19 protein-coding genes are annotated in these 24,423 nt (G+C 47.2%); 4 read left to right on the top strand and 15 right to left on the bottom strand.

Annotation, left to right across the window (positions count from 1 at the left end; genetic code table 11):
- The first annotated feature begins 10 nt into the window (after positions 1–10).
- The gene (rpoC, locus tag HMPREF0670_RS10975) at positions 11–4,345 is read left to right on the top strand and encodes a DNA-directed RNA polymerase subunit beta' (protein WP_009231218.1); all 4,335 of its coding nucleotides are present in this window, start codon (positions 11–13) and stop codon (positions 4,343–4,345) included.
- Positions 4,346–4,549: 204 nt separating this feature from the next.
- Here the strand turns inward: rpoC and HMPREF0670_RS10970 are convergent, their stop codons facing one another.
- The 6 genes from HMPREF0670_RS10970 to HMPREF0670_RS10945 all read right to left on the bottom strand — a co-directional run bounded on the left by HMPREF0670_RS10970 (position 4,550) and on the right by HMPREF0670_RS10945 (position 10,090).
- Positions 4,550–4,975 carry a hypothetical protein gene (locus HMPREF0670_RS10970; RefSeq protein WP_009231217.1) on the bottom strand — a complete coding sequence of 142 codons (426 nt, stop codon included), beginning with the start codon at positions 4,973–4,975 and terminating at the stop codon, positions 4,550–4,552.
- 2 nt (positions 4,976–4,977) lie between these two features.
- Positions 4,978–5,412, bottom strand: coding sequence for a hypothetical protein (locus HMPREF0670_RS10965; RefSeq protein ID WP_009231216.1), 435 nt, complete (start codon positions 5,410–5,412; stop codon positions 4,978–4,980).
- Entirely contained in the window at positions 5,409–5,801 is a 393-nt protein-coding gene (locus HMPREF0670_RS10960; protein WP_232213909.1) for a HEPN domain-containing protein, read from the bottom strand. The genes HMPREF0670_RS10965 and HMPREF0670_RS10960 overlap by 4 nt, the downstream gene beginning before the upstream one ends.
- Before the next feature lie 1,622 nt (positions 5,802–7,423).
- On the bottom strand, positions 7,424–8,749 hold the full coding sequence (locus HMPREF0670_RS10955; protein WP_044078163.1) for a porin family protein: 1,326 nt from the start codon (positions 8,747–8,749) through the stop codon (positions 7,424–7,426).
- Positions 8,746–9,315 (bottom strand): RNA polymerase sigma factor, encoded by a 570-nt coding sequence (locus HMPREF0670_RS10950; protein WP_009231213.1) that lies wholly within the window; start codon positions 9,313–9,315, stop codon positions 8,746–8,748. The genes HMPREF0670_RS10955 and HMPREF0670_RS10950 overlap by 4 nt, the downstream gene beginning before the upstream one ends.
- 4 nt (positions 9,316–9,319) lie before the next feature.
- Positions 9,320–10,090 carry a NigD-like protein gene (locus tag HMPREF0670_RS10945; protein ID WP_044078162.1) on the bottom strand — a complete coding sequence of 257 codons (771 nt, stop codon included), beginning with the start codon at positions 10,088–10,090 and terminating at the stop codon, positions 9,320–9,322.
- Positions 10,091–10,553: 463 nt separating this feature from the next.
- Between HMPREF0670_RS10945 and HMPREF0670_RS10935 the strand changes: the two genes are divergently transcribed.
- The 3 genes from HMPREF0670_RS10935 (at position 10,554) to HMPREF0670_RS10920 (ending at position 16,599) form a co-directional block, all read left to right on the top strand.
- Positions 10,554–11,810 carry an anaerobic sulfatase-maturation protein gene (locus HMPREF0670_RS10935; protein ID WP_009231210.1) on the top strand — a complete coding sequence of 419 codons (1,257 nt, stop codon included), beginning with the start codon at positions 10,554–10,556 and terminating at the stop codon, positions 11,808–11,810.
- 1,055 nt (positions 11,811–12,865) lie between these two features.
- A complete protein-coding gene (locus HMPREF0670_RS10925) occupies positions 12,866–16,411 on the top strand; it encodes a leucine-rich repeat domain-containing protein (protein ID WP_009231209.1) in 3,546 nt (1,181 codons plus the stop codon).
- A complete protein-coding gene (locus HMPREF0670_RS10920; RefSeq protein ID WP_009231208.1) occupies positions 16,408–16,599 on the top strand; it encodes a hypothetical protein in 192 nt (63 codons plus the stop codon). The genes HMPREF0670_RS10925 and HMPREF0670_RS10920 overlap by 4 nt, the downstream gene beginning before the upstream one ends.
- Before the next feature lie 344 nt (positions 16,600–16,943).
- Here the strand turns inward: HMPREF0670_RS10920 and HMPREF0670_RS10915 are convergent, their stop codons facing one another.
- The 9 genes from HMPREF0670_RS10915 to HMPREF0670_RS10875 form a co-directional block, all read right to left on the bottom strand.
- Positions 16,944–18,878, bottom strand: a complete 1,935-nt coding sequence (locus HMPREF0670_RS10915) for a family 20 glycosylhydrolase (protein WP_009231207.1) — start codon at positions 18,876–18,878, stop codon at positions 16,944–16,946.
- Positions 18,879–19,187: 309 nt separating this feature from the next.
- Positions 19,188–20,327, bottom strand: a complete 1,140-nt coding sequence (locus HMPREF0670_RS10910) for a hypothetical protein (RefSeq protein WP_157579622.1) — start codon at positions 20,325–20,327, stop codon at positions 19,188–19,190.
- 94 nt (positions 20,328–20,421) lie between these two features.
- Positions 20,422–20,898 carry a hypothetical protein gene (locus HMPREF0670_RS10905; protein ID WP_044078160.1) on the bottom strand — a complete coding sequence of 159 codons (477 nt, stop codon included), beginning with the start codon at positions 20,896–20,898 and terminating at the stop codon, positions 20,422–20,424.
- A 183-nt stretch (positions 20,899–21,081) separates the two neighbouring features.
- Positions 21,082–21,651 (bottom strand): hypothetical protein, encoded by a 570-nt coding sequence (locus HMPREF0670_RS10900; protein WP_044078159.1) that lies wholly within the window; start codon positions 21,649–21,651, stop codon positions 21,082–21,084.
- 12 nt (positions 21,652–21,663) lie between these two features.
- Positions 21,664–21,855, bottom strand: a complete 192-nt coding sequence (locus tag HMPREF0670_RS10895; RefSeq protein ID WP_139145435.1) for a hypothetical protein — start codon at positions 21,853–21,855, stop codon at positions 21,664–21,666.
- Positions 21,856–21,907: 52 nt separating this feature from the next.
- Positions 21,908–22,390, bottom strand: a complete 483-nt coding sequence (locus HMPREF0670_RS10890; protein WP_009231203.1) for a hypothetical protein — start codon at positions 22,388–22,390, stop codon at positions 21,908–21,910.
- A gap of 128 nt (positions 22,391–22,518) precedes the next feature.
- Entirely contained in the window at positions 22,519–23,010 is a 492-nt protein-coding gene (locus HMPREF0670_RS10885) for a hypothetical protein (protein ID WP_009231202.1), read from the bottom strand.
- A 574-nt stretch (positions 23,011–23,584) separates the two neighbouring features.
- On the bottom strand, positions 23,585–23,752 hold the full coding sequence (locus HMPREF0670_RS16395) for a hypothetical protein (RefSeq protein WP_157579621.1): 168 nt from the start codon (positions 23,750–23,752) through the stop codon (positions 23,585–23,587).
- Positions 23,753–23,857: 105 nt separating this feature from the next.
- Positions 23,858–24,415, bottom strand: coding sequence for a hypothetical protein (locus tag HMPREF0670_RS10875; RefSeq protein WP_044078156.1), 558 nt, complete (start codon positions 24,413–24,415; stop codon positions 23,858–23,860).
- Between the last annotated feature and the right edge of the window lie 8 nt (positions 24,416–24,423).

The raw sequence follows: 24,423 nt of genomic DNA, 5'->3' as shown, positions 1-24,423 counted from the left end.
AAAAAGTAAAATGGCTTTTAAGAAAGATACAAAGGTAAAGAACAATTTCACGAAGATTACCATCGGATTGGCTTCGCCCGAAGAAATCTTGGAAAATTCGTATGGTGAGGTTACCAAACCCGAAACCATTAACTACCGTACATACAAGCCCGAGCGCGATGGTCTTTTCTGCGAACGCATCTTCGGTCCTACAAAGGATTACGAATGTGCCTGCGGAAAGTACAAACGCATACGCTATAAGGGCATCGTTTGCGACCGTTGCGGCGTTGAAGTAACCGAGAAAAAGGTGCGCCGCGAACGTTCGGGACATATCGAACTCGTGGTACCCGTGGCTCATATCTGGTACTTCCGTTCACTTCCCAACAAAATTGGCTACCTCTTGGGCTTGCCCACGAAGAAACTCGATACCGTGGTGTACTACGAAAAGTACATCGTTATCAAGCCTGGTGTGCTAGAAGGCCGCAAGGATAGCGAAGGCGAAGACCTTAACGGCTCACACCAAATGGACTTGCTTTCAGAAGACGAGTACCTCAACATTCTCGAAACGCAGGTAGACCCCAACAACGAGTTCCTCGACGATTCCGACCCCAACAAGTTCATCGCTAAGATGGGTGCCGAGGCCGTGTACGACCTCTTGGCAGGCCTTGACCTCGATGCATTGTCTTACGAACTGCGCGACCGCGCCAATAACGACTCCAGCCAACAACGTAAGACAGAGGCTCTGAAACGCTTGCAGGTGGTAGAAGCTTTCCGTTCTAGCACCGAAATCAATCGCCCAGAGTGGATGATTCTCAAGATTATCCCCGTTATCCCGCCCGAATTGCGCCCGCTCGTGCCGCTGGATGGTGGCCGTTTTGCCACCTCCGACCTCAACGACCTCTATCGCCGCGTTATCATTCGTAACAACCGCCTGAAACGTTTGGTTGAGATTAAGGCTCCCGAGGTTATCCTCCGCAACGAGAAACGTATGTTGCAAGAGGCCGTAGACAGCCTTTTCGACAACTCGCGTAAGAGTTCGGCCGTGAAAAGCGAAAGCAACAGACCGCTCAAATCGCTTTCCGATTCGCTCAAAGGTAAGGCTGGACGTTTCCGCCAAAACCTTTTGGGTAAGCGTGTAGACTATTCAGCACGTTCGGTTATCGTTGTCGGTCCCGAATTGAAGATGGGCGAATGCGGTCTGCCCAAACTCATGGCTGCCGAACTTTACAAGCCGTTCATCATCCGCAAGCTCATCGAGCGCGGCATCGTTAAGACGGTAAAGAGTGCCAAGAAGATTGTAGACCGCCGCGAACCCGTTATCTGGGACATCCTAGAAAACGTGATGAAAGGCCACCCCGTGCTGCTCAACCGTGCGCCTACGCTCCACCGTTTGGGTATTCAGGCCTTCCAACCCAAGCTTATCGAGGGTAAGGCCATTCAGCTGCACCCCTTGGCTTGTACTGCGTTCAACGCCGACTTCGACGGCGACCAAATGGCCGTTCACCTGCCATTGAGCAACGAGGCCATTCTCGAGGCACAAGTGTTGATGCTGCAAAGCCACAACATCCTTAACCCTGCCAACGGTGCGCCTATCACTGTGCCTTCGCAAGACATGGTGCTTGGACTATATTACATCACCAAGATACGCCCAGGTGCAAAGGGTTCGGGACTTACTTTTTACGGACCCGAAGAGGCTATCATCGCCCATAACGAAGGCCGCTGCGACTTGCACGCGCCCGTTAAGGTAGTTGTAACCGACCTCGTTGACGGTAAACTGCAACCCCGCATGGTAGAAACCTCTGTGGGTCGCGTTATCGTAAACGGCATTATCCCCGACGAGGTGGGCTATTTCAACGAAATTATCTCGAAGAAAACCCTGCGTGGCATCATCGCCGACGTTATTAAGAGTGTGGGTATGGCTCGCGCTTGCGAATTTCTCGATGGTATCAAGAACTTGGGTTACCGCATGGCATACGTTGCCGGACTTTCGTTCAACCTCGACGACATCATCATTCCTAAAGAGAAAGAGGAGATTGTTGAGCGCGGTCACGAGGAAGTACGCCAAATTACCGAGAACTACAACATGGGTTTCATTACCGATACCGAACGCTATAACCAGGTAATCGACACGTGGACACACGTAAACAACGACTTGGGTAATGTGCTGATGAAAGAGATGACCGAGGCCGACCAAGGCTTTAACGCCGTGTTCATGATGCTCGACTCGGGTGCCCGTGGTTCGAAAGACCAGATTAAGCAGCTCTCGGGTATGCGTGGACTGATGGCCAAGCCGCAAAAGGCAGGTGCCGAAGGACAACAGATTATCGAAAACCCCATCCTCTCTAACTTCAAAGAGGGTATGTCGGTGTTGGAATACTTCATTTCTTCGCACGGTGCCCGTAAGGGTCTTGCCGACACGGCCATGAAAACGGCCGACGCCGGATACCTCACACGCCGTTTGGTTGACGTGTCGCACGATGTGATTATCAACGAGGAAGACTGCGGAACGCTGCGCGGACTGGTTTGCACCGCCCTTAAAAACGGCGACGAGATTATATCTACGCTTTACGAGCGCATCCTCGGTCGCGTTTCTGTACACGACATCATCCATCCCACAACGGGCGAACTGATCATCTCGGCTGGCGAAGAAATTACCGAACCCATTGCGCGCATCATCAACGATTCGCCCATCGAGAGTGTTGAAATACGCTCGGTACTAACTTGCGAAAGCAAGCATGGCGTCTGCATGAAGTGCTACGGCCGCAACTTGGCCACAAGCCGAATGGTACAAATGGGCGAGGCTGTGGGCGTTATCGCTGCCCAAGCCATCGGCGAGCCAGGTACGCAGCTTACACTTCGTACGTTCCACGCGGGTGGTGTGGCTGGTAACGCAGCCGCCAACGCCTCTATCGTGGCAAAGAACGACTCGCGTATCGAGTTCGACGAGTTGCGCACCGTGCCTTTCGTAGAAGATGGCGAAGACGGCGAACGCAACTGTGAGATGGTGGTTAGCCGTTTGGCCGAAATCCGTTTCGTCGACCCCAACACCTCTATCGTCCTCTCTACGCTTAACGTTCCTTACGGTGCATCGCTCTACAACAAGCACGGCGACGTGGTTAAGAAAGGTACGCTCATTGCCAGATGGGACCCCTTCAATGCCGTTATCGTTTCCGAATATGCTGGTACGTTGAAGTTCCACGATGTGGTGGAAGGTGTTACCTTCCGTGCAGAAACTGATGAGACCACAGGACTTACCGAAAAGATTATCACCGATGCCAAAGACCGTTCGAAGGTGCCCACTTGCGACATCGTGGCGGCTAATGGCGAAGTGTTGGGCACGTACAACTTCCCCGTGGGTGGCCACGTGGTGGTTGAAGATGGCGCGAAGATAAAGACGGGTACAACCCTCGTAAAGATTCCCCGTGCCGTGGGTGGTGCAGGCGACATCACGGGTGGTCTGCCCCGTGTTACCGAACTCTTCGAGGCACGCAACCCCTCCAACCCTGCCGTTGTGTCCGAAATCGATGGCGAGGTTACTATGGGTAAGGTAAAGCGTGGTAATCGCGAAATCGTTGTCACTTCGAAAACGGGCGACCAAAAGAAGTATCTCGTCAGCCTTTCCAAGCAAATCTTGGTGCAAGAACACGATGCCGTTCGCGCTGGTACGCCGCTTTCTGATGGTGTGATAACGCCCAACGACATTCTGGCCATCAAGGGTCCCACGGCTGTGCAAGAGTATATCGTTAACGAGGTGCAAGACGTTTACCGCCTGCAAGGTGTGAAAATCAACGACAAGCACTTCGAGATTATCGTGCGCCAGATGATGCGCAAGGTGCAAATCAACGACCCGGGCGATACCACTTTCCTCGAGCAAGAGTTGGTAGACAAGCTCGACTTCTCGGAAGAGAACGACCGCATCTGGGGCAAGAAGGTGGTAACCGATGCTGGCGACAGCGAAACCATGCGCGCCGGTCAAATCGTTACGGCTCGCCGTCTGCGCGACGAGAACTCTTCGCTCAAGCGTCGCGACCTCCGTCCCGTGCAAGTTCGCGATGCTGTGCCTGCCACTTCAACGCAGATATTGCAAGGTATCACCCGTGCAGCTCTGCAAACGAAGAGTTTCATGAGTGCCGCATCGTTCCAGGAAACCACCAAGGTGCTAAACGAAGCTGCCATCCGTGGAAAGGTAGACCGCCTCGAAGGAATGAAAGAAAACGTTATCTGCGGACACCTCGTACCTGCCGGAACGGGTCTTCGTCAGTGGGAACGCATCATCGTCGGCTCAAAAGAAGAGTACGACCGCATGCAGGCCAACCGCAAGAACGTTATCGACTATTCTGATAAAGAAACGGCAACGCAAGAGTAAGCGCGCGAACATCGCCGCCCCATCTCCGCCTTTCAAGGCGAGAATATGATTAAAGGCCATCGGCAGCAATGCCGATGGCCTTTTTTCAATACGTACATCAACCAACATAGGCTTACTTGTCGTGTTGGTTTACTAAGACATACCCATAGGTAGCCACTCCCCCTAGACCTTGCAGTAAGCAGATTTCCACTTTCTATAACGCGCCTAGACTTCTATTTCAATGGGATTAGGTAAAGCCTCCACTAAGTTTATCGGTGGAAGAATAAATTCAGCAAGTTTTGATTTGGCAACTTCGCACCGGGCATGTATTTCCCCACGTGCGGCTCCTACATTAATGGTAGACAGATATTGACTGAGAAATGGATCTAACGTAAATTTATTGTCAATCAGCATCTCGTCGAAATCTTCTTGCTTAACGTCGAATGTGCTAACGAGAGCCAGCTGAAGTAACTCTGCCTCGTCTTGAAAATATTTGTAAACAATGCGTACCATAACAAGATGATTGGTGGCATTTACACCAAACTCGTAGCTGGTGTTCACTGCAACGGCCTTCTTCTCTCGGAGCTGATTGTCGTTAAGGACAAACGATTCAACCTGCAAACCTACAATACGAAATGGAATTTGTTTCATTGTTATGCGGCTGATGCGTAATTAATTTCTTTTGAAGAGGCTGAGGGACGGAAATTCTTCTTCACCTCAACATATACCTGCGGTGCAATAGGAGAGGTCCACGAGTTGTCGTTATGAACTTTTACCGGACCGACAGCAATGGTTGTCGTAGAGATGTGGCCAACCATTGTTTCCGCAGTTTCCGATAATTTAAAGAGTTCCTCCTCTTCTGTGAAGAGTGGGGCATCTGGGCCGAATTCGTTGTCCATGTCATCGGCAAATTGCATCGCATCCTTGTTGAAATCATCAGAGCGTTCTATTTTACTTGCAGGTGAGAAAGAAACCATATACACGCCTTCGACCTCGCTGAATTCAAACTTAATGCGAAGCCAACAATACTTCTTGGTCATTTCTGAAAGCCAAGAGCGTAACTTCTTTTCAATATTCTCTTTTTTCATAATTCACCAAAATATGTTTTGAGGTCTGCTACAATTTTCTTTGCTTTGTCCAAGCAATCTAGACTTTCCTCGTCTGTAAATTCACGGGATTTATAATCTGCATCTACACGTTCTTTTTTCAGAAATCTCACAGTTTCTGCAAATCTCCGTTCGTTACGAGGTGAGCTTTGCAACCTATTCTTTATTTCTAAAAGAACATACTCGTGAGAAGACTCGCCCAAGTGGGAATCTTGGGTGGCGAGAGGAATAGGGTTTATTGACGTATTTGCCAACACATACTTCATACTCTGGAAGACAGCATAATACGAACAATGTACACTTGTTGTGTATTGCTTGTTGTTAATCAGCAATTGGGCTGAATTAAGGTTGTTGGTTGCTTTTGTCTTCATCACTGATTATGTGAATCGCTTCAATACGTTTGCATGTTGCAAATATAGGAAGAATTTTTGAAACTACGATATGAAACCTGTCGAAGTTTCCTGTTTCCATGTAACTTTAAACCAAACAGCTTGTACGGAGTGGACGATAATCCTAGTCGGCTCGCAACTCCTTAACTCATAAGTTCCCCAATTCATATCCCCCAACTCTCCAATTCATCAATTCACGAACCAGCGTACTCGTCAACTGGTTAACTTGTAGACTTGAAACATTGTCAACTCGCCAACTGGTTAACTTGTCAACTCGTTTATTCATCGCCTTATCTGTTTTTGTCAACTTTTCAGTGCAGGTTTTAACATTATGAGTGCCCTTTCTGTGCACCAATCGCCCGACTTGTCGCAAAAAATCGATTCTCGCGGAGGTTGGTTTTGATGCGAAAGGGGGGTATATGTGAATACGCCAAAATGAATTTTTATTTAATGCGGTTACCGTTCGCGCCAGATTTTGTGCCATTTGCAGCAAAATGCAGTGCAATATGCCGCTAAACGCAGTGCGTTTTGGTGCTAATTGCAGTTCGTTTTGGTGCTAATTGCAGTGCGTTTTGGTGCAAAACGCAAGGTAAAATGGTGCAAAATGCAGGGAAAAATATTTCAAAGTGCAGGGTGATACGCATAAACATACACTGTGATGGTATCACTAAAAGCCCTTCTAACCATTAAAAATATGTTTGGAAAGGGCAAAATATCCATTAACAGGTGGGTTTTTGAGGGTTAAAAGCGAGTAATTGGACTTGAAAAACTTCGATCCTACAGCCAAACTAGGAAGGCTAAATGGTGCAAAATACGGCTCTTTTTCAAAAAATAGACAAAGAAGGTGGTATGAATGTTTGAAAATAGTACCTATTTACCCACTTTTTAGCTTAAATTTTCGCTAGAACGGCATGAAAAATAGAGCGGTATTGTAAAATAAAAATAACAAATTTAAGGATTTAAGGCTTTGGAATTTTGAGCTTATGATGCGTTTGCCAGTTGATGAGTTGATAAAGCCTCAATCCCAACCCCTCTCCAAAGGGAGAGGGGAGTGTTATGTGTTGTTAGTTGATGGGGTGATGCTTTCGGGAGTTGTTGTGCTTTCGTGAGTTTATGAGCCAGTGAGCTGATTTTTTTTCACTTCGTATATCCCGAAACTGTTTATATTATGTTGGCATCATAAGGATAACTAACTCCGCCAATTTATAGAAACATTTAAAGTCAATACGGCCTCAGTATCTTAATGGGAGGGCCAGTTGCGAAAACCCGAAACGAAATGCGGAAGGCCGCATCCCAACCTAGTGGAATACGGCCTTACTCCTAACAAGCAGCGTGTTATCCTAACAATCAGCATACCTATTTTCTTTCAAATGAGTAAAAGTATCTGCAAAAAACCACCGAAGTACAGGTCTGCCATACACAACCCTGTTGGGTTGTGGCTAATGGCCTACTGCCTTCTTTTTCATTAACAACATTATCTTATCCTTATTTTGTCAGTTCTTTCGGGGTCCCGAACGGCATATCCGGCCAACGTGTTCAGTAGGCAAACAGCCATTTGGCAAGCCCCTTTGTTTGTGTTCAGCCCGCAAGGGCCTTATGCTTGGTTACTTGTTTACGCAGAAACGCAAGCCCACATTGAGGTTAAAGTTTGTGGGACGCTCCTTATATATAGAGGAGAGTTCGCTGCCGTTGTCGAAATAGTGGCTTATGCCGGGCTCTGCAAAAACGCTTAGCCGGTCGTCTATCTTGTATTCGGCGCCGATGGCAGCGTTTACCGAGAACTGGGCGCGGTTCTCCTTAACGGATTCCGTTTGAACATCGTCGGGCATGTCCTCGTTTTGCGTAACCGTTTTGCGCTTGCCTTTCAGCAGTTTCTCGCCCGTAACGCCAGCCGCCGCATACACGTTGAAACGGCGATTGCCCACAATGCGATAGTTCACGTTCAGCGGTACGCCCAGATAATGCAGCGTTTGTTGCGTTTCGTTCACAACGTTGCCCATCTTACGCGTTATGTCCGACCGGTGGCGCGCATAGGTTAGGCCTGCATCTATGCTCCAACGGTTGTTCAGCGCATAGCGCACAGCCGCACCCACCCTAAGCGGTTGCCTGTGGTGAGCCTTTGTTTCCACAGCTGGCGATGTGTTCTCAAGCCGCACATACTCCCCGTTGCGTATCTCCTCGTCGAAAGGTGCGCCATAGGTATGCGCCGTAGCCAGCATGGGGCGTTGCATCTGGCTGTTGTTTGCGCCCATAGCCCCGCCTGAAACGTATGCCTTGGCCATCCATGCACCGCCTGCCCTAGTGGGCTTTGCCGTGTTTCGTGGAAGTTTGGCAGGCAAGCTCTCTGTTCTATTGGGCTGTGTCCTCGTGGTTTGTTGCCCCAGTGGGGCCTTGTCAGTACTGTTTTTGGAGGTGTAGTCTGTTATTGACTGTTGGGTGTCGGTCGTGGTTTCGATGTTGGCTTGCGGTTGGCTTGCCTTTTGTTGGTTGTTTGCAGGCACCGCGGCGTATAGGTTTGTTTCTTGGTTTACGATGTTCCTATTGTCGCTTGCGTAGTAGTATTGCGTGTTGTCGCTGCCGGCGGTGTTGGCAGTGCGTGTTCCTTTTTCTGCGTTGATGTTGTGTGCAACGGCGTTTGTGCCATTGTCTGCGGGTTTCGTGGTATTGTGTTGGGGTGCATAATGGCGTTCAAGGTTGGCCACTTGTTGCGCGTTTTGCCCATTGTTGAGCAGCAGCAGCGTAGCGGCCACACCGCATAAGAATATCACCATTGCGGCGGCAGCCATGGCGCGACGCCCCCACGCGGCAACCTTGGCCGACTTTTCTGCCGCGGCGGCGCGGCGTTCCACCTCGTCCCACGACAACAGTGGAGCTGCTTGGCGGTGTCCGTCAAGTTTCTCTCGCATGTTCGTTCTCCATTGTTCGTTCATTGTGCAAGGTTGGTTTTGTTATATTGTTCTATCTTTTTGGCCAGCATGTTCTTTGCGCGATGCAGTTGCGAGGCCGAACTATCTCTCTTTATTCCTAGTAGTTGGGCTATTTCTTGGTGGCTCTTGTTTTCGAAAACGTAGAGGTTGAACACCGTTCGATAGCCCGTTGGCAGTTCTCTCACCATTTGGTGGATAACTTCGGGCGGTATGTGGTCTATGGGTGGGTCGTCTTTTTCCGGTTCGTCGGGCAGGTCTATGTCGAGCGACACGATGGCCGCCGTGCGTTTTCGCTTGATGAACGACAGCGATTGGTTAACCACGATGCGCGTTGCCCAGGCTTGCAGCGAGCCAGGTCCGCGATAGTCGAACTGGCCGATGCTGGTGAGCATCTTCACCATGCTGTCTTGCAGCACGTCTTTTAGGTCGTCGTCGTTGTCGACATACCTGGCGCACACGCTGGTAAGATAGTCTGCGTAAAGGGTGTAGAAGTCTTGCATGGCGGATTTGTCGCCGCCATGCAATCGCTTAACGATTATCTTTTCTTTGTCTCCGATGAAAAACCGCACGTCCCTAGTTTACGCTTGTAATCTGTACTGGGGCGGTAAGAATGGCCATCTTTCCTCTGGGCGTGCCGTTGTCCTTACGTGTTGCGTACTTAAATTTCGCCATTTTCTTTCCCGAGAACGACTCCCATTCCACCGTTAGCCACACATATTTCTTCCCCGTATCGGGCAGTCCGGCCAAGCGGAACGCAATAAGCCCGTCGCCCATTCGCCCGAAAAGGTCGTTGTATGCGTTGTGATAGAGCGTCACTTTATAAGGATTGTCCTTCGTAGGCGTTGCCACCAAGTTCAGCATGTGCTTAGCGCCTTTGCTCCATCTTGTTCTAAACCTCAGCGTAAGGTATCCGTCTTCGGCAATGCTCACCCAATCGTTCACAATTTCCAGCGGGTCGTTGCCGTAGGTTTTCACGTTGTTGTCGCCCATGTTCTTGGCCACCGGTTTGGTGCGGATGCTGTCCAACCAGTTAATGTTCACGTACGTTCTTTCGTCCACGCGCCCATCTTCTTTTTTAGCCGAAGGACCTGCCACCACGTTATAGTTCACCAAGGCCCGCACTTCCTTAGACCCATAGGGCGAAGTCTTCATTTTGCTGGGTATTAGTTGCGTAGAATCGTCGAGCTGCAACACGAACGAGTTATCCAAAGCCTTGGGTTTCACTGTTACCAAAGCCGTTGGATACGATTGCATATCCTCTTCCTTGTCGTTTTGGCAAGCAACGAATGTGAATACGGCGACAACGGCACCCACACCAGCAAGCCATGAATGTAACTGCTTCATAATCCGTCTGTTTTTTGTTTGATGTTTGCCTTTTAAACTGCAATTATATGAAAACTTGCGTGATGTTGGCTTATTTTTATCTAAAAGAATGTTAACCGGCGGGGTGTGGACTGCAACTGTTGGGCAGTGCAATGGGTGGCGCATAGGCCTGTGCCTTGTGCATAAGTGGGTTGCGGAGCTTTGTAAACGCCCCCGCCAGAGGCTTCTCCATGCGGCTGTTGGCACACAAAACAACTGGCGGTGCACAACCGAGATGCCTTTGTTGTAGGCCTTTCTAACCTGCCCTTTCCTTTGCTTGGCACATGTTTCATGTTGTATTGCCGCATCGCATGGCTGTTTTGGTGTTTTTCAGAAATATTTTGTTTACCTTTGAAGGTAAGTTCCTGCGATGTCCTTCAAAGGCGATTGTGCCACGATGGGATGTTTGCAGAACACGCTAAAACATCAATTCCATAAGTTAGCTATGGCAACAATCAATCCGTTCGGCCACCCGATGTACATCATGTTAAAGCCGGCAGGGTCGCTTTGCAACCTTCGTTGCGAGTATTGTTATTATCTCGAAAAGCAGCAGCTATATGCAAATTGCCCCACCCATATCATCTCCGACCAGATGTTGGAGAAGTTCGTCCGCGAGTACATGGAGGCGCAAACCACGCCCGAAGTGCTCTTTACATGGCATGGCGGCGAAACATTGATGCGCCCCATATCCTTTTATAAGCGCGCATTGCAGTTGCAACGTGCCTACGCTCGCGGTAGGCAGGTGGACAATTGCATACAAACCAACGCCACGTTGCTTAACGACGAGTGGTGCAATTTTTTTAAGGAGAACAACTTCCTTGTGGGCGTTTCCATCGACGGACCGCAAGAGTTTCACGACGAATACCGCAAGACGGCATCGGGCAAACCCTCGTTTCACAAGGTGATGCAGGGCATAAGGCTACTTAATAAGCATGGAGTGGAGTGGAACGCACTGGCTGTTGTCAACGATTTCAATGCCGATTATCCACTGGATTTTTACCATTTCTTTAAGGAGATAAAGTGCCGTTACATCCAGTTTACACCCATTGTGGAGCGTATTGTTACGCGCAACGACGGGCTGAGGCTCGCCCCTGGCATGTACGAAGGCGGCAAGTTGGCCCCCTTTTCGGTAACGCCCGAACAGTGGGGCAACTTTCTGTGCACCATCTTCGACGAGTGGGTGCGCAACGATGTTGGCCAATATTACGTGCAATTGTTCGATGCCACGCTGGCCAACTGGGTGGGTGTGGCTCCTGGTTTATGTACGATGGCGGCCGAATGTGGGCATGCGGGCGTGATGGAATTTAATGGCGACGTGTATGCTTGCGACCATTTTGTGTACCCAGAGTATAAGCTTGGCAATCTGAAAGACAAGACCATCTACGAGATGATGACCTCGCCACGGCAGAAAGAGTTTGCCAAATTGAAGAATGCACTTTTGCCCCGGCAGTGTAAAGAGTGCCGTTTCCGCTTTGCGTGTCATGGCGAATGTCCCAAAAATCGTTTTGTTCGCGACCGCTATAACCAATCTGGCCTTAACTACCTTTGCAAGGGTTATTACCAGTTTTTTGAGCATGCCGCCCCTTATTTCGAGTTTATGAAACGCGAATTGCAGGCGCAACGCCCACCGGCTAACATCATGGAAAGACTAAAAAGAGCCGATAGGTCGGACTGGTCTGACAGGTCTGACAGGTCTGACTAGTCCGACTGGTCTGACCAGTCCGACAGGCCTGTCAGCTCTTTCCAACTTTTCTGTCAAACTGTTCGTTTTTAGGACGTTACAGTTTCTTAACACGCAAAAACAGTTCACATCCTTGCTCTTCTCGGCAGAAATACTTACCTTTGTCGCATCAGCTAAATAGAAGGATAGCCGAAAGAAATTTGAAGGATAATGAACAGATTAGAGACGCATACTAACCCACTACGTCTTTTCTTATTTGTAGGTAAAGATGAAGGCGTGATGCAGAGAAACGAAATGCTTTTCTGTAAAGGGAGGATGGGCGACAAAACGAATCATTTCTTATCTTTCGGTCGGATGCAGCCCACCTCGTGTACAAAGGGGACGAAGGATTTAGCTGTTCCAAACAATTCGTCGCCCTGTTATTGCCACATCGCAGCTTATTTAACCAACGTTTTCGTTAAGCCAAATAAACAATGTAGAGCTTGCTCGAACATTGTCATGGCGAGAAAACGCACTTTTCGAGAAGCGAAAAAGAACGTTTTCGTTAAGCCAAATAAACAATGTCGAGCTTGCTCGAACATTGTCATGGCGAGAAAACGCACTCTTAGAGGAACGAAAAACAACATATTTCTTTTTGGACGTGCGCGCGACCAGCCGCCCCCTCTCGTGAGGCCAAAGCAGAGCCTGGCTTTCATGCCCTTCTTGGCATGGTAGCCGGCCAATGCCATGTTGCGGACAGCAAAATGGGAACAAAGTACAACATGGGGCACTCCAAACACGAACACTCTCGTTAAACCAAATGCGCAATGCCGAACCTACTTGGGCATTGATATGACAAGATACCGTTATTCTCGGAGAACGAGAAGCGAAAAAGAACGTTTTCGTTAAGCCAAATGAACAATGTCGAGCTTGCTCGAACATTGTCATGGCGAGAAAACGCACTTTTCGAGAAACGAAAAATAACGGTTATTACCATCAACCTATACCTTATATGTAGATATACCTGTAGAGGTACAGCAGGATATTGATTTCACAATAGAAGAAAGAGATTTACAAAATGATTAATATATAAGCTTATGAAAAGATTTTTAGACCACATAGGGACGCCGCTACGGCACCTACTGTCTGGCAGTTCCCTTATGCAGTGCTCCGTTCGAGGCGTTTGCCTATTGTTTTTGTTGATTGTTGGAAACCTGGCGGCCCATGCTTACGTTGAGGGCGAATACTTCATCCAAGGCCACATCACCTACCGTGTGATAGATGCCAGTACGTCAAGTCCCAAACTGGCCGTGTACAATGTAAGGGGCGTATCGGGCAAGGTAATCATCCCCGCAACGGTATTCGACGGCATAGACACCCATTTCACTGTAACCCAAATTGGCGGTGCTGGTGATAATGACCCCTTTAGATGGGATTCGGGCATTACAGAAGTAGTATTGCCCAACACCATTACTACCCTTGCATGCTATTGTTTTTCCTATTCGGGCATAACCTCGTTGAGGCTTCCCGCCAGCGTAACCACTATACATCCTAGAGCAAACGTTTTGCTGGATAGATGCTACAAGCTAAAGGAGATTCTTGTAGATGCAGGTAACCCCGCGTTTATTTCAGACGACGGCGTGCTTTACACCAAGGGGCACGAAGAGTTGATATGCGTGCCTTTTAATAAGGACCTCTCTTCAAAAGGCAATTGCTTTACCATTAACAGCAACACAAAAAAGGTGCATGTAGATGCAATTATGGAAACACCTACATTGAAAAAGTTGGTTGTCCCCGCATCGGTTGTCGACTTATATATGGGCAGGTGGCCTACATTTGCATACAGTCCTAGACAATTGGAAGAGATTGTGGTTGATGCAGGTAATCAAACATATTGCAGCATAGACGGAGTGGTGTACAGCAAAGATAAAACAAAACTGATATATTATCCTGCTGGTAAAAAAAATACCACATTCAAAGTGCCCGATGAGGTTAAAACTATACCTTACGGTTTCACAATTTCTTGGAACAATTACCTTACATCGATAGACCTCAATAATGTTGATTCTGTGGGAGAATATGCCTCATCTGTTTGCTATAAATTGAAAGAAATCAGAATCCCCAAGACACTTACTCGTATTGGTGAGGCCGCTTTCGGCACGTTTATTAACCTTGAAAAATATGTGGTAGACCCCGACAATCCCAACTATTGTTCGGATGCAGACGGCGTGTTGTTTAATAAAGACAAAACAAAATTGTTGTTTTACCCTACGGCACGGCAAGGGGAATATACAATTCCAAGCACTGTTACCTACATAGGGAAAATGGCTTTTATATATTCTAAAATCACAAACATTACGATTCCTGCAAAAGTTACCACTATTGGTTCTGAGGCTTTCAGGAACACAAAGCTAACCACCGTGACGTTTGAAGAGCCGTCGAAACTCGAAAACTTATATGTTAGAGCGTTTCTGTGGTGTCACGAACTAAAAACCGTAACGCTACCAAAGTCGGTTAAAATTTTAGGTGATGCTTTTGCTGGGTGTGATAAATTGGAAACCGTGAATGTGCCCGATGGTTCTGAACTTAAAGCAATATGGGGAGGGGCTTTCGTTGGTTGTGATAATCTCACCAACTTCAACTTCCTGGGTAGCTGCAAACTGGAAGCTATTGGATCGCGTGTTTTTGCCGATAAGCAAAAGCTGAAAGAGTTTAACTTCCCAGCTTCTGTCGCTCGCATTCATGACAACGCTTTCGGCAACACGCCCGCTATGGAAAAGGTTACCTTTGCCAACAACAGCGCAATAGTTTCTTTCGGAAAAGGCGCTTTTGCCAACAGCGGCATCAAAAGCATCAAGATACCCACAGGCGTGAAGTCTATCGACAAAGACGCATTTAGAAGATGCAACGTGCTGGAACGCGTTATCGTGCCGGCGGGCTGTACCAATATTCACCCCGAAGCGTTTAAGTTCGACTCAAAGCTGGCGGACATCGACGTCGATCCCGCCAATCCGAAATATTCAAGCGTGCAGGGCATACTGCTGAGCAAGGACAAGAGCGAGCTGCTTATCTTCCCTCCGGGCAAAGCACGCACCGACTTTACGCTGCTGCCACCCTCAATCACCAAGATTGGCGACTTCGCCTTCTACGAGGGCAATGCAAACTTCACCAACATCGTTATCCCAGCTAAGGTGAACACCATAGGCAAACGCGCCTTCGGGTTGAACCCCGCATTGAAAACGATGACGCTGCTCTGCGACGAGATGATACCTTCGTCCAAGATAGACCAAGGAACCAACACCATGGCCTTCGACGACGGCACGGTGGCCACCGACAACGCCAAGCAACACATCACGGTGTATGTGCGTAAGAACCTGTTGGCACAGTATAAGGCCGACCCCTTCTGGAAACAATTTACGCTTAAGCCTTCGTTCACCGTCAAGGCCGAGGGAACTACGGCCGCTACCGACGAATACATACCTACCTCTACAACAACGGTAGACTTCCTTTCTACCACGGCCGACGTGAAGACGTTTGTGTTGCCCAAGACCATTACCTACAACGACGGCGCAACAACCACTACCTATAAGGTGGGGCTTATCGGCGACTATGCCTTTGAAAACGCCAACGCCAACATGAAAGAAGTGGTTGTGAATGCGGATGTAGACTACATCGGCGCCATGGCCTTCGTAACAAAGACCAAACGCGTGGCCAAAAACACGATACAGCCAGTAAGCACAACCATCAGCCAGGTGGTATTTACGGGCAACACGCCTGCCACCAAGCTTTCGCGCAACTATTTCTCGCTGGGTGCACCTTTCAGCGAGTTCTTCCGTGGCGCAGCCGGTACGGGCGCATGCACACAGAAGATATATGTGAAGAAATCGAAACTGGACGGCTACAAGACGGCGTGGGGCGATTATGCCTCGGCACTAGACTACCGCATTAAGGGCGACGGCACCTCTGCCTTCTCCATCACGAACGAATTCGGTACATTCAGCCGAGAGTTCGATGTAGACTTCGGCGACGTAGACAATGGCGGCAACCGCATGTTCTGGGATGTGGCTAAAAACTGCCCGAAGGTCATCGCCTTCACCTCTGGCGAAAAGGTAGGCAAGAGCGTTATCCACATGAAGAGCATCAATCTTGGTGAAGGCGCTGCCACAGACGGACTGTATGTGCCCGCCAACACGGGCGTAGTGCTCAGGGCAATCGGCGGCTCATCGCCAACCGACTTCTATTACCGCATTGGCGAAGACGACAAGTGGAGCTATTCGGGAACGAACATCCTGAAACCAGTGACGGTGAACGCAAAGGACATTACGCCTAACGAGGGCGGCAACACCAACTTCTACGTAAGCAAAGGCAAGGCCTTCCGCGTAACGCAAGCACAGCAGTTCAAGGATGAGGGCAAACTTACCATAGGCGTGCACAAGGCATACATCAACATCAATGTGCCTGCCGGTGCGAAACTCACACTGCTATTCGACAACGACGAAACAACGGGCATAGAGGAAGTGGGCGCAGACGACAATCCGACTTCAACTTCCGACGACTCTTATTACGACCTTAGCGGTCGCAGAATTAGTAACCCTGTCAAGGGTGTGTATATCCACAAAGGCAAAAAAGTGATAGTAAAATGAAAAGTAAGAGAACATACGAAAAGCCGTTGGCTGAAATAGTTGCATTCAATGCATATCCTATCATGTACGAGGCCTCTCTGCCTCAGGGAGGAGAAGGTGAAATTGGTGGTGCTGCCGATTCCAAGGCCGACGATTTTGAAGAAGAACCCTACTGGGACGTGAAGGATTACAACCCTTGGGAAAACTAACCCTACGTTAGCCACGCCTCATTGCATTTTGTAGCGGGGGGCGTGGCACTCCTTACCTGTTTGTGGCACGTTGTTAAGCTGTCGCAAATTATATAACTCTGTTATGGCGCAAGCTTTGTCGAAAGACAATACTTGCGCCTTTTCTGTGGAGGGTTTTAAAATTACAGTTCAGGATAAACTACTCTTGTTAACTTGCCGTATTGGTAAGACACGTTGCGCCAAAGCATGCTGCACCATACCTTCTTTTCTCGTTCCTCGAAAAGTGCGTTTTCTCGCCATGACAATGTTCGAACAAGTTCGACATTGTTCATTTGGCTTAACGAAAACGTTCCTTTTGGACCCCACTATTCCATACTTTCTGCCTTTAAGTTGGTTATCTTACTCTTAAAGTTACCAGCTTTTTGCAGTGGGAACACCAGTGTGCTGATGTAATACATGTCGCCGCGCTTGCCAAAGTTCATCTTTCGTACGGGCAAATCGCTCACAAGGCGGTTGTTGATGTAAAGAGAGGTTTTCTCTTTGTCGCCAATAACGGTCATGCGAACCTTTTCGCCAGGGAACAACTGGTAGTCGAACGTGTTGAGATAGCCGTCGCGCGAGAAACCAATCTTGCCTGCAACGGGGTCGGAAAGATAAAAATGCGTGTCGCCGAAGGAGAACAGAACGGTGCCGCGAGCCTCTTGTTGCGCCTCGATGTCGAAACTAACACGATAGTTCCAGCCTATTTGCGGTATCTTCTGCACGGCATTGGGGGCGACGGATGGCTGTTGCAACACCATGCCCGTAGGGTAATAGCCCGCGTAGTTCATGCCGGGTGCCTCGCTTAATGCGCGAGCGTTGCCAACAAACGCATCGTAGGCGAATGTTGGTTTGGCGCCCGTCCACATCTTGGTGGCCATCGTTTGCAGTGCAGGCAGCACGCGATAATGCACATCCTTGTCGCTGATGCCATTGCCCACGATGTCGTTCCACACGGCAAATGCGCCACCCTCAATTTGTTTATGGCGTTCGGCAAACTTCATGCCGTTGATGTTGGCAGGTGTCCATTCGTCGTAAAGCTTCTTCGTGTTGAGGTAATCGAAGTAATAGCCGGCCTTCGGCACGATGTAAACCTGACCATCGGGGATGCTCACAAGGTTATATCCCAACTTCATCATCTCGTCGGGCTTGGAGTAATCGTTAGACCACGAGAACATCAACACATCCTTCACCTTGATGGGCGTTGTGCCTTTGGCGTGCGTCTGTTGACCCCACACCACCGCCTTACGGTTGAACTTCTCAACCAAACGGATATAATTGTCGGTAAAAGCACGGAATTTCTCCACCACGTTTTGGTCTTTGTTCGAGTATTCGTCGGTTCCCACATGCACGTATTTACCGCGGAACACGGGGTTTTTGCCTTCAAGATACTCGGTAAAGAGCGAGTCGCAGAAGGTAATGGTGTTAGGGTTGAGCAGGTCGAGGTGGTCGGGCGGATAATCCTTGCTCACCAAGTCGGGACGAAAACGCGTCAAAGCCAAGCAGTGTGCAGGCACATCAATTTCGGGAAGTATTTCAACGCCCACGCTGTCGGCCAGCTCTTGCAGGGCGATAAAGTCTTTTTTGGTGTAATGTCCATCGCGAGCCGTGAGGCCAGGAAACCAATTACTCTCCATGCGGAAAGCAGCAGGCGTACGGCTCCAATCTTCGTTGTAGAACCAATGGAAGGCGTTGTCGTTGAGGTGAATGTGAAAAACATTCATCTTATAATAAGCCATCATGCGCACATATTGGCGGAGCATGGGCATGGAAAAGAACTTTCGGCCGCAGTCGAGCATAAAGCCGCGGAACGGATAATCGGGCGCATCGCTGATAAAGCCGCAGGGCAAAGCGCGCGTTTCCGATTGTTCGGCAAGTTGCAGCAGGGTTCGTGTGCCCCAATAAAGGCCCTTTCGGTTGGCGGCGGCGATGGTAGCCTGAGCGTTTATCGTCATGATGTAACCCTCTTCGCCCAACGTCTTGGGGGCTTTAAGGCTCAATACGATGTCGCCTTTCTGCGCCTTACCTTGGGCAAGGGTCAGTGCCGTGCCGAACATCTGCCGATAATCGTCGGCCAGTTGCTGTGCAATTCGTCTTTCTTCTGCACCATTGCACACGATGCGACCCGAAAGAACGAGCGTTCCTTCTGTCCCTTTCCACTCCTTAACCTCTGGAATGGTGAACGGCTTTTTGTTGATGGCGAATGTGGACAAGGCCGTATTTGCCGTTAGGAGTAATAGTAGTAAAAGTTTCTTTTTCATTATTTATTTATGCTTTGTCAGAAGGCTATGCGGCTACTCGCCCCCTTGGTGCAGTGGCTAAGTAGATGCTTGCTGAATATTCTGTTGCGGCAAAGATACGTCTTTTTCTCGTATCGCCCTCTGTTTTGCGGCGAATTTAAACCTTAGAGAGATAAAATGCAGGGGCAGGCGAAGAATAGATGCTATAAGCCTGAATTGGTTCTCAATTTCAGGCTGTTTAATAAAAATAACTTCGCCTGCTACCTCATTCTAAATAGGACATAGTCCTTACTTACTTGACTTTTGTGAACTTTTAGACTTTACAGGCTATTAGTGTTTAAATTTCTCTGCGTAGCGTTTCCCATTCGCATTGATATATAACACATAACGTCCTCGTGGGAGCGTACCATACCCTATCTCTTGTACATGTGTTTTGCCTGGTGTGTCCTTTCGTTCTGAAGTTTTGTAAACAATGCCTGCATTATCCGAGAGGATAAGCCGAACGTGGGTTTCTCGCTCCAAATTGTAAGTCAGGCGTATCGTTTTGCGTTCACTGTCTACCGAAACCTTATAGTCAAGATCCTTATCGTTATCTGCGAGTGCGTTGCCATTGACCTCTTGTTGGGTTACAGCCTTACGGATAAGCGTATTTGGATTGTCATCGGACAGACATTCCTGTTCGCGAGGCGAATAATAAAATGCTGTGGTAAACAAAGGTGCTTGGCTCTGCGTGCCCCCCGTAACGTAAGCTTCTAGTATAGGATAACGCCACCCCGCCACATACCAGCGATAAACGTTTTCGACAAGTACGCCCTTGTTGTTGGCCAAATGCCAGCGAATGCTGTCGGTTGTAAAGTGTGGCAGGCTGTCGCCGGGCATTCTCGCTGGACTATTGAGCGTGCAGACCTGTCGTTGAGTATGCAGGCGCAACACGTTGCGTAGTGTGTCGCCTTCTGGCAATACCATTGTTCGGCACAGCTTTGCCCACGTTTTATAATCACCTAGTTTCCTCACATTCCATCGTTCGCCATATAGTCCACAACCATGATACAGTCCCGAAAGGCTGTCGCCAGCGTGCATGGGGAACTTTAACCACAGCTCGGGTAGGTCGTAATCTATCTTTGCCAAATGGTTTTCAAACCCCATAATAAGCAAGCTGTCGCCCTTGTGTTCGAAGAAATAGCGTGTGCCATGCTCCAATCGGCTAATCACGTCATTGTTTGGGCCTTTTTCATAACGGCAGGTATAGCGATCGTTGGCCACTTGCGTTTGAGACAAGTCGCATATACTATCGTTAAGCAGGCCAGCCACATTGCCCACCAGCAGCTGCCTTCCCGTCATCCTGTCGCCCACGCGGTAGGCGTTGCGTATTTTCTCTACCGCATTAAACCCTTGGGCATGCGCCATTATCCCGTAGGAACATTGAATGAATGCTGCCAAGACGATGTGCAGAAATCGTTGTCTATTCATAAGTGTAGTTCTAAATTTCATTATTTCTATTATTTAGGAAATATTACCTGGGCTTGTCTATAGCACCCCTCAATATTGGTAATAGTATCAAACATCAGAATGGTTCTAGTTCGATATAGTCCTTCCCTTCGCTGTAAATTACATAGTTGGCATAAGCTCTTACACCCACCTCTATATACCCAGGCCGAACATCGAACCTGGTAGCTGGTTGTCTCGGCTGGTAAAATCGTTTGTCTTCAAACCTGATTTTTTTATACTTCTTTTGTCTAGGATGTAGTGTGGCAAAATCCCATGGGTCGACATAATATATTTTATCGGGATCAGACTGTTCCAGCACAAAATTAAGTTCTGTCGATTCGTATATGGGAACGCGTATAACATCAACGTCTGATTTCTTGAGCGCAGTCGCACCACTGTCTCTAATTGTTACGTACGCAGCCCCCGTAAACCAAGGTCTATAAATTAGCAGTACCTTATTTGTCTTCGGTATTTTATATCTCTTTGTTCTTTGCCAAACACATGAGGTAGTGAGGCAAACGATTACAAGTAGATAGAACAATATTTTCTTCATCTTCTTTATGTTTTTAAGGTGAACGAGCACCAAATTTATATATTTTACTTATCAACTTTTTCTTCATCTTCTTTATGTTTTTAAGGTGAACGAGCACCAAATTTGTATATTTTACTTATCAACTAACCTTTAGACTAAAATGCAGATTTTGTCCAATCATACTTTAAGCAAGCTTGGCGTTGTTCATGGCTCAACGAAGATGTCCTTTTTCTCATGCACACGTACTTTCTTCTTAATCGGTATTTCCTGCTCGTTTAGTTTCAGCAACAAATAGTCGAGCATTGAACCTTTATAGCCAGAATTCTTAGCCATCTCGTAGCGCAACGGCAGTTCACCTGGGAAAAATGCAATGATTGTTCTTAGTCCACTTTCACGAAAACTTTCAATCGCAAGCTTCAGCTGTTCTTCATACGTACGGTCAATGTCTTCTAGAGCATAGCAAATAGGCATCTGTACCATATTTTGTTGAAAGTAGCTTTTAAGTTTACTTACCGCTTCCTCGTGTTGTGGTTGGGGCATTTCCCCACCAGCCTTTTTAACACTTAGAACATATCCTAAGCTGTCTATATTTAGCCATAAAGTCAAGCGTTGATTGTGTTCTAACATTTCTCGTACAGTATTTAGTCCCAAAACTGTCAACACCACTCGCCCGAATATCCTACAACTGCGAAAACCACAATCATTATCAATCGCTACCTGCCCAAGACAGGGTAGATAGAATGAAAGGAGAAATACAATAATTTTTGTTCTCATATTATCGATGTCTTATTTATAGGTGTCTAATATTATCTTTTGCAGTGCATAAGGCATAACCTTTGTATGCAAGCGATAATTTATTCCACCAATTTCTTTTTCTATATTATGCTTCGCATATTTCTCGGCACTAACCATATAATCATCAAGAAAGGCATTAGACATGACAGCCTCTCTAGATATAGGGGTTATCCTCTGTACCATACATGGTTTCATTATCCGGTCCTGGAACTCAGACATCCCATAATACTTCGCCCTAATCTGGCGCATAGTTTAAAAGGAGCTCATAGCTTTGTATTTTCTTTATGTTGTATTCTTTATCATAAAACAGCTTTATCCGAGGAAAATTGCATTCACCCGACACAAAAATAAAAGAGGAACGAAGTGAATCTTTTTCTTGCTTTACCGCAAGAGCTACTTCCGCACCCACGAGAGAGTTCTTATATATGGTGTCGAGCGTTAATCGGTTAGACAAAACCAGCCGTTCGCGGCCGAGCAAAGCCGAATAGAAATCGTTGCCTTTACGATACATAACAAACACCCTGTTTCGTGTTTGTTCACCATTGTTTTCTATAAGCTTCAACGTATCTCCTTGCCTTTTCAATGTGTATGATTTAATTCCAGAAGAAAAGTGGAATTTCAGCTCATCACCTTTTTCCATGTATCTCATAAAAGAAACAAGCACAACAACAATCGTAGTGATAGCCATCAATATCTTTATTAAACCCTTCCTTTCCATATTTCTCGGTTGTTAAACTTTCAAATTACTCGTTGTATGGCATTTACCTGTGCCGTAATCGTTTCTACACATACTGGCTTGAACGCATAGCTGCAATGGTAAAACTCTTCAGAAACAAAACTTTAAATTCAACGCTCACATTCATAATCAACAAAAGCCTCTTCTCGCTGTATAGCGGTAAGATTATAGTCCTTGTCATAATACATTCTAAGCAAAAGCCATTTTGTGGGTATGTCTTGATAGAACGAACAGGCAAAAAGCGAGTCGTTCATACGCTCTATACACACGCGATACTGCTGATACTTCATCGAGTTTGCATATAAGGAATCGGTTAATTGATGGGTAGACATCATCAGCATCTCCACGCCAAGCCACTCCATATAGTATTCATCACCTTTAAGATACAGTTTCCACACACGCCCATTTCCCCCTTTGGCATCCGTTTCTACAACATTCAACGTGTCTCCGTTGGTCTTAAGCGCATAGGAGGTTACGGGTAACTGTGGGTAATACTCCCTGCTACCATCCGTTTCTTTACAAGCAACAACAAGTAAAATCACCACTTGTCCAAGGCATGGAAGACAGGCCCAAAGGAGAAATGCGATAACTTTTGCTTTCATATCATTGATGTCACATTTGTCGTTGTTTAATATTCTTTTTGCAGATCATAGGGTTTAACCTCTATTTCAAGGTGTGAGCAACGATTTCGTTGGCCACTAGGCGGGTTTTTCCGTGTAGGCCTTCTTCTATTTCCCTTGTGTCTGTACATCAGTTGGCTCTAAGGCAAAATGATATGAAATATTCGGGCATTTAAATGACACCAGATCCCCCTTTTGTTGTTCCTTATTCACTCGCACTATAAACTTCTCATACGTATTCTTCCGCATAAACTCAATGTGATCAAAATGCGTGAACAACGTCAAGGTGTCACCCTTGATACTCCACTTCAATGTATCTATAGGCCCAGTTTCTTTCCAAGATAAAGCTATGCTTGAATCCTTAAAAGCTATTGTCCTACATCCACCGTTTCCGCACATAATTTGTGTACTTATCAGCCTTTTCTCAGACTTCTTCACTGGTCTTTTGTCTACATTCATAATTAAGGTATACTGGTAAGTCCATGTATAATCCCTCATAAGCTGGTACTTGCTAGAAACACCAGGCAAAAGCATGGCCACTAGCATTAGATATACACTATTCAACATGTTTCTCGTTCCTTTTTCTTAATGGTTTTCCCAATTCTTTCCGTATCTTATTCTCATTATCAATTGCATTCCCCGTATCAGTTCCTGCATCTGTTTTTGGGGCAGCATGCCCCGCAAACTCATATATACTATTCTTTTCTGTTGATAGGTTAATCATATCTACCCATAGGCGTATTGCGTTACGTTGCCGTTGGCAAACTGTATGCGCTGGGGGTTGTTGTGCAGGTCACAGCCGTTGTGGGTGATGTGGCGCGTTATCATTCTAATCGTCCTTTTTCCCACCTTTACTTACTTTCTTCTTAATCGGTATCTTCTGCTGGCTTATTCTCAGCAACAAATAGTCGAACTTAGAACCCTTAAAGCCTTTCCTTTTATCAGCTTCATAAGGAAAAAACAAGCCTCCTGGGAAATTTGCACCGAATAGCCTCTCTTTCTTTTCGCTAAATATCTTACGTGCCAACTTTAATTGGTCCTCACTCGATAGTCCTATGTCTTGAAGGACATAGCAAAGGGGGAACTGTACCATATTAGTTTGGAAGTACTCTCTGAGCTTATCCGTCATTTCCTTTACTTGGGTTTCGGGAAAGTTGCCTCTACCATTACGCACACCTAGCACATACCCAGCAGTATCAACGTTCAGCACAAGGAGAAAACGTTGACCATTATCCACCATTTTATGGACGAAGCTTGTATCAAAAACTTCGAGTATTACTTTTGCGAATATCCTGTTACTCCTATCAAAACAATCATCATCCATAGTGATTTGTGCCGAACAGAATAGAGGCAGTAAGAAAAACATTGCTAAAATTTTTGTCTTCATATTGTATT

It is taken from the genome of Prevotella sp. oral taxon 317 str. F0108 (genome assembly GCF_000162415.1).
Lineage (GTDB): Bacteria > Bacteroidota > Bacteroidia > Bacteroidales > Bacteroidaceae > Prevotella > Prevotella conceptionensis.
This window is presented reverse-complemented; position numbering and strand designations above follow the sequence as displayed.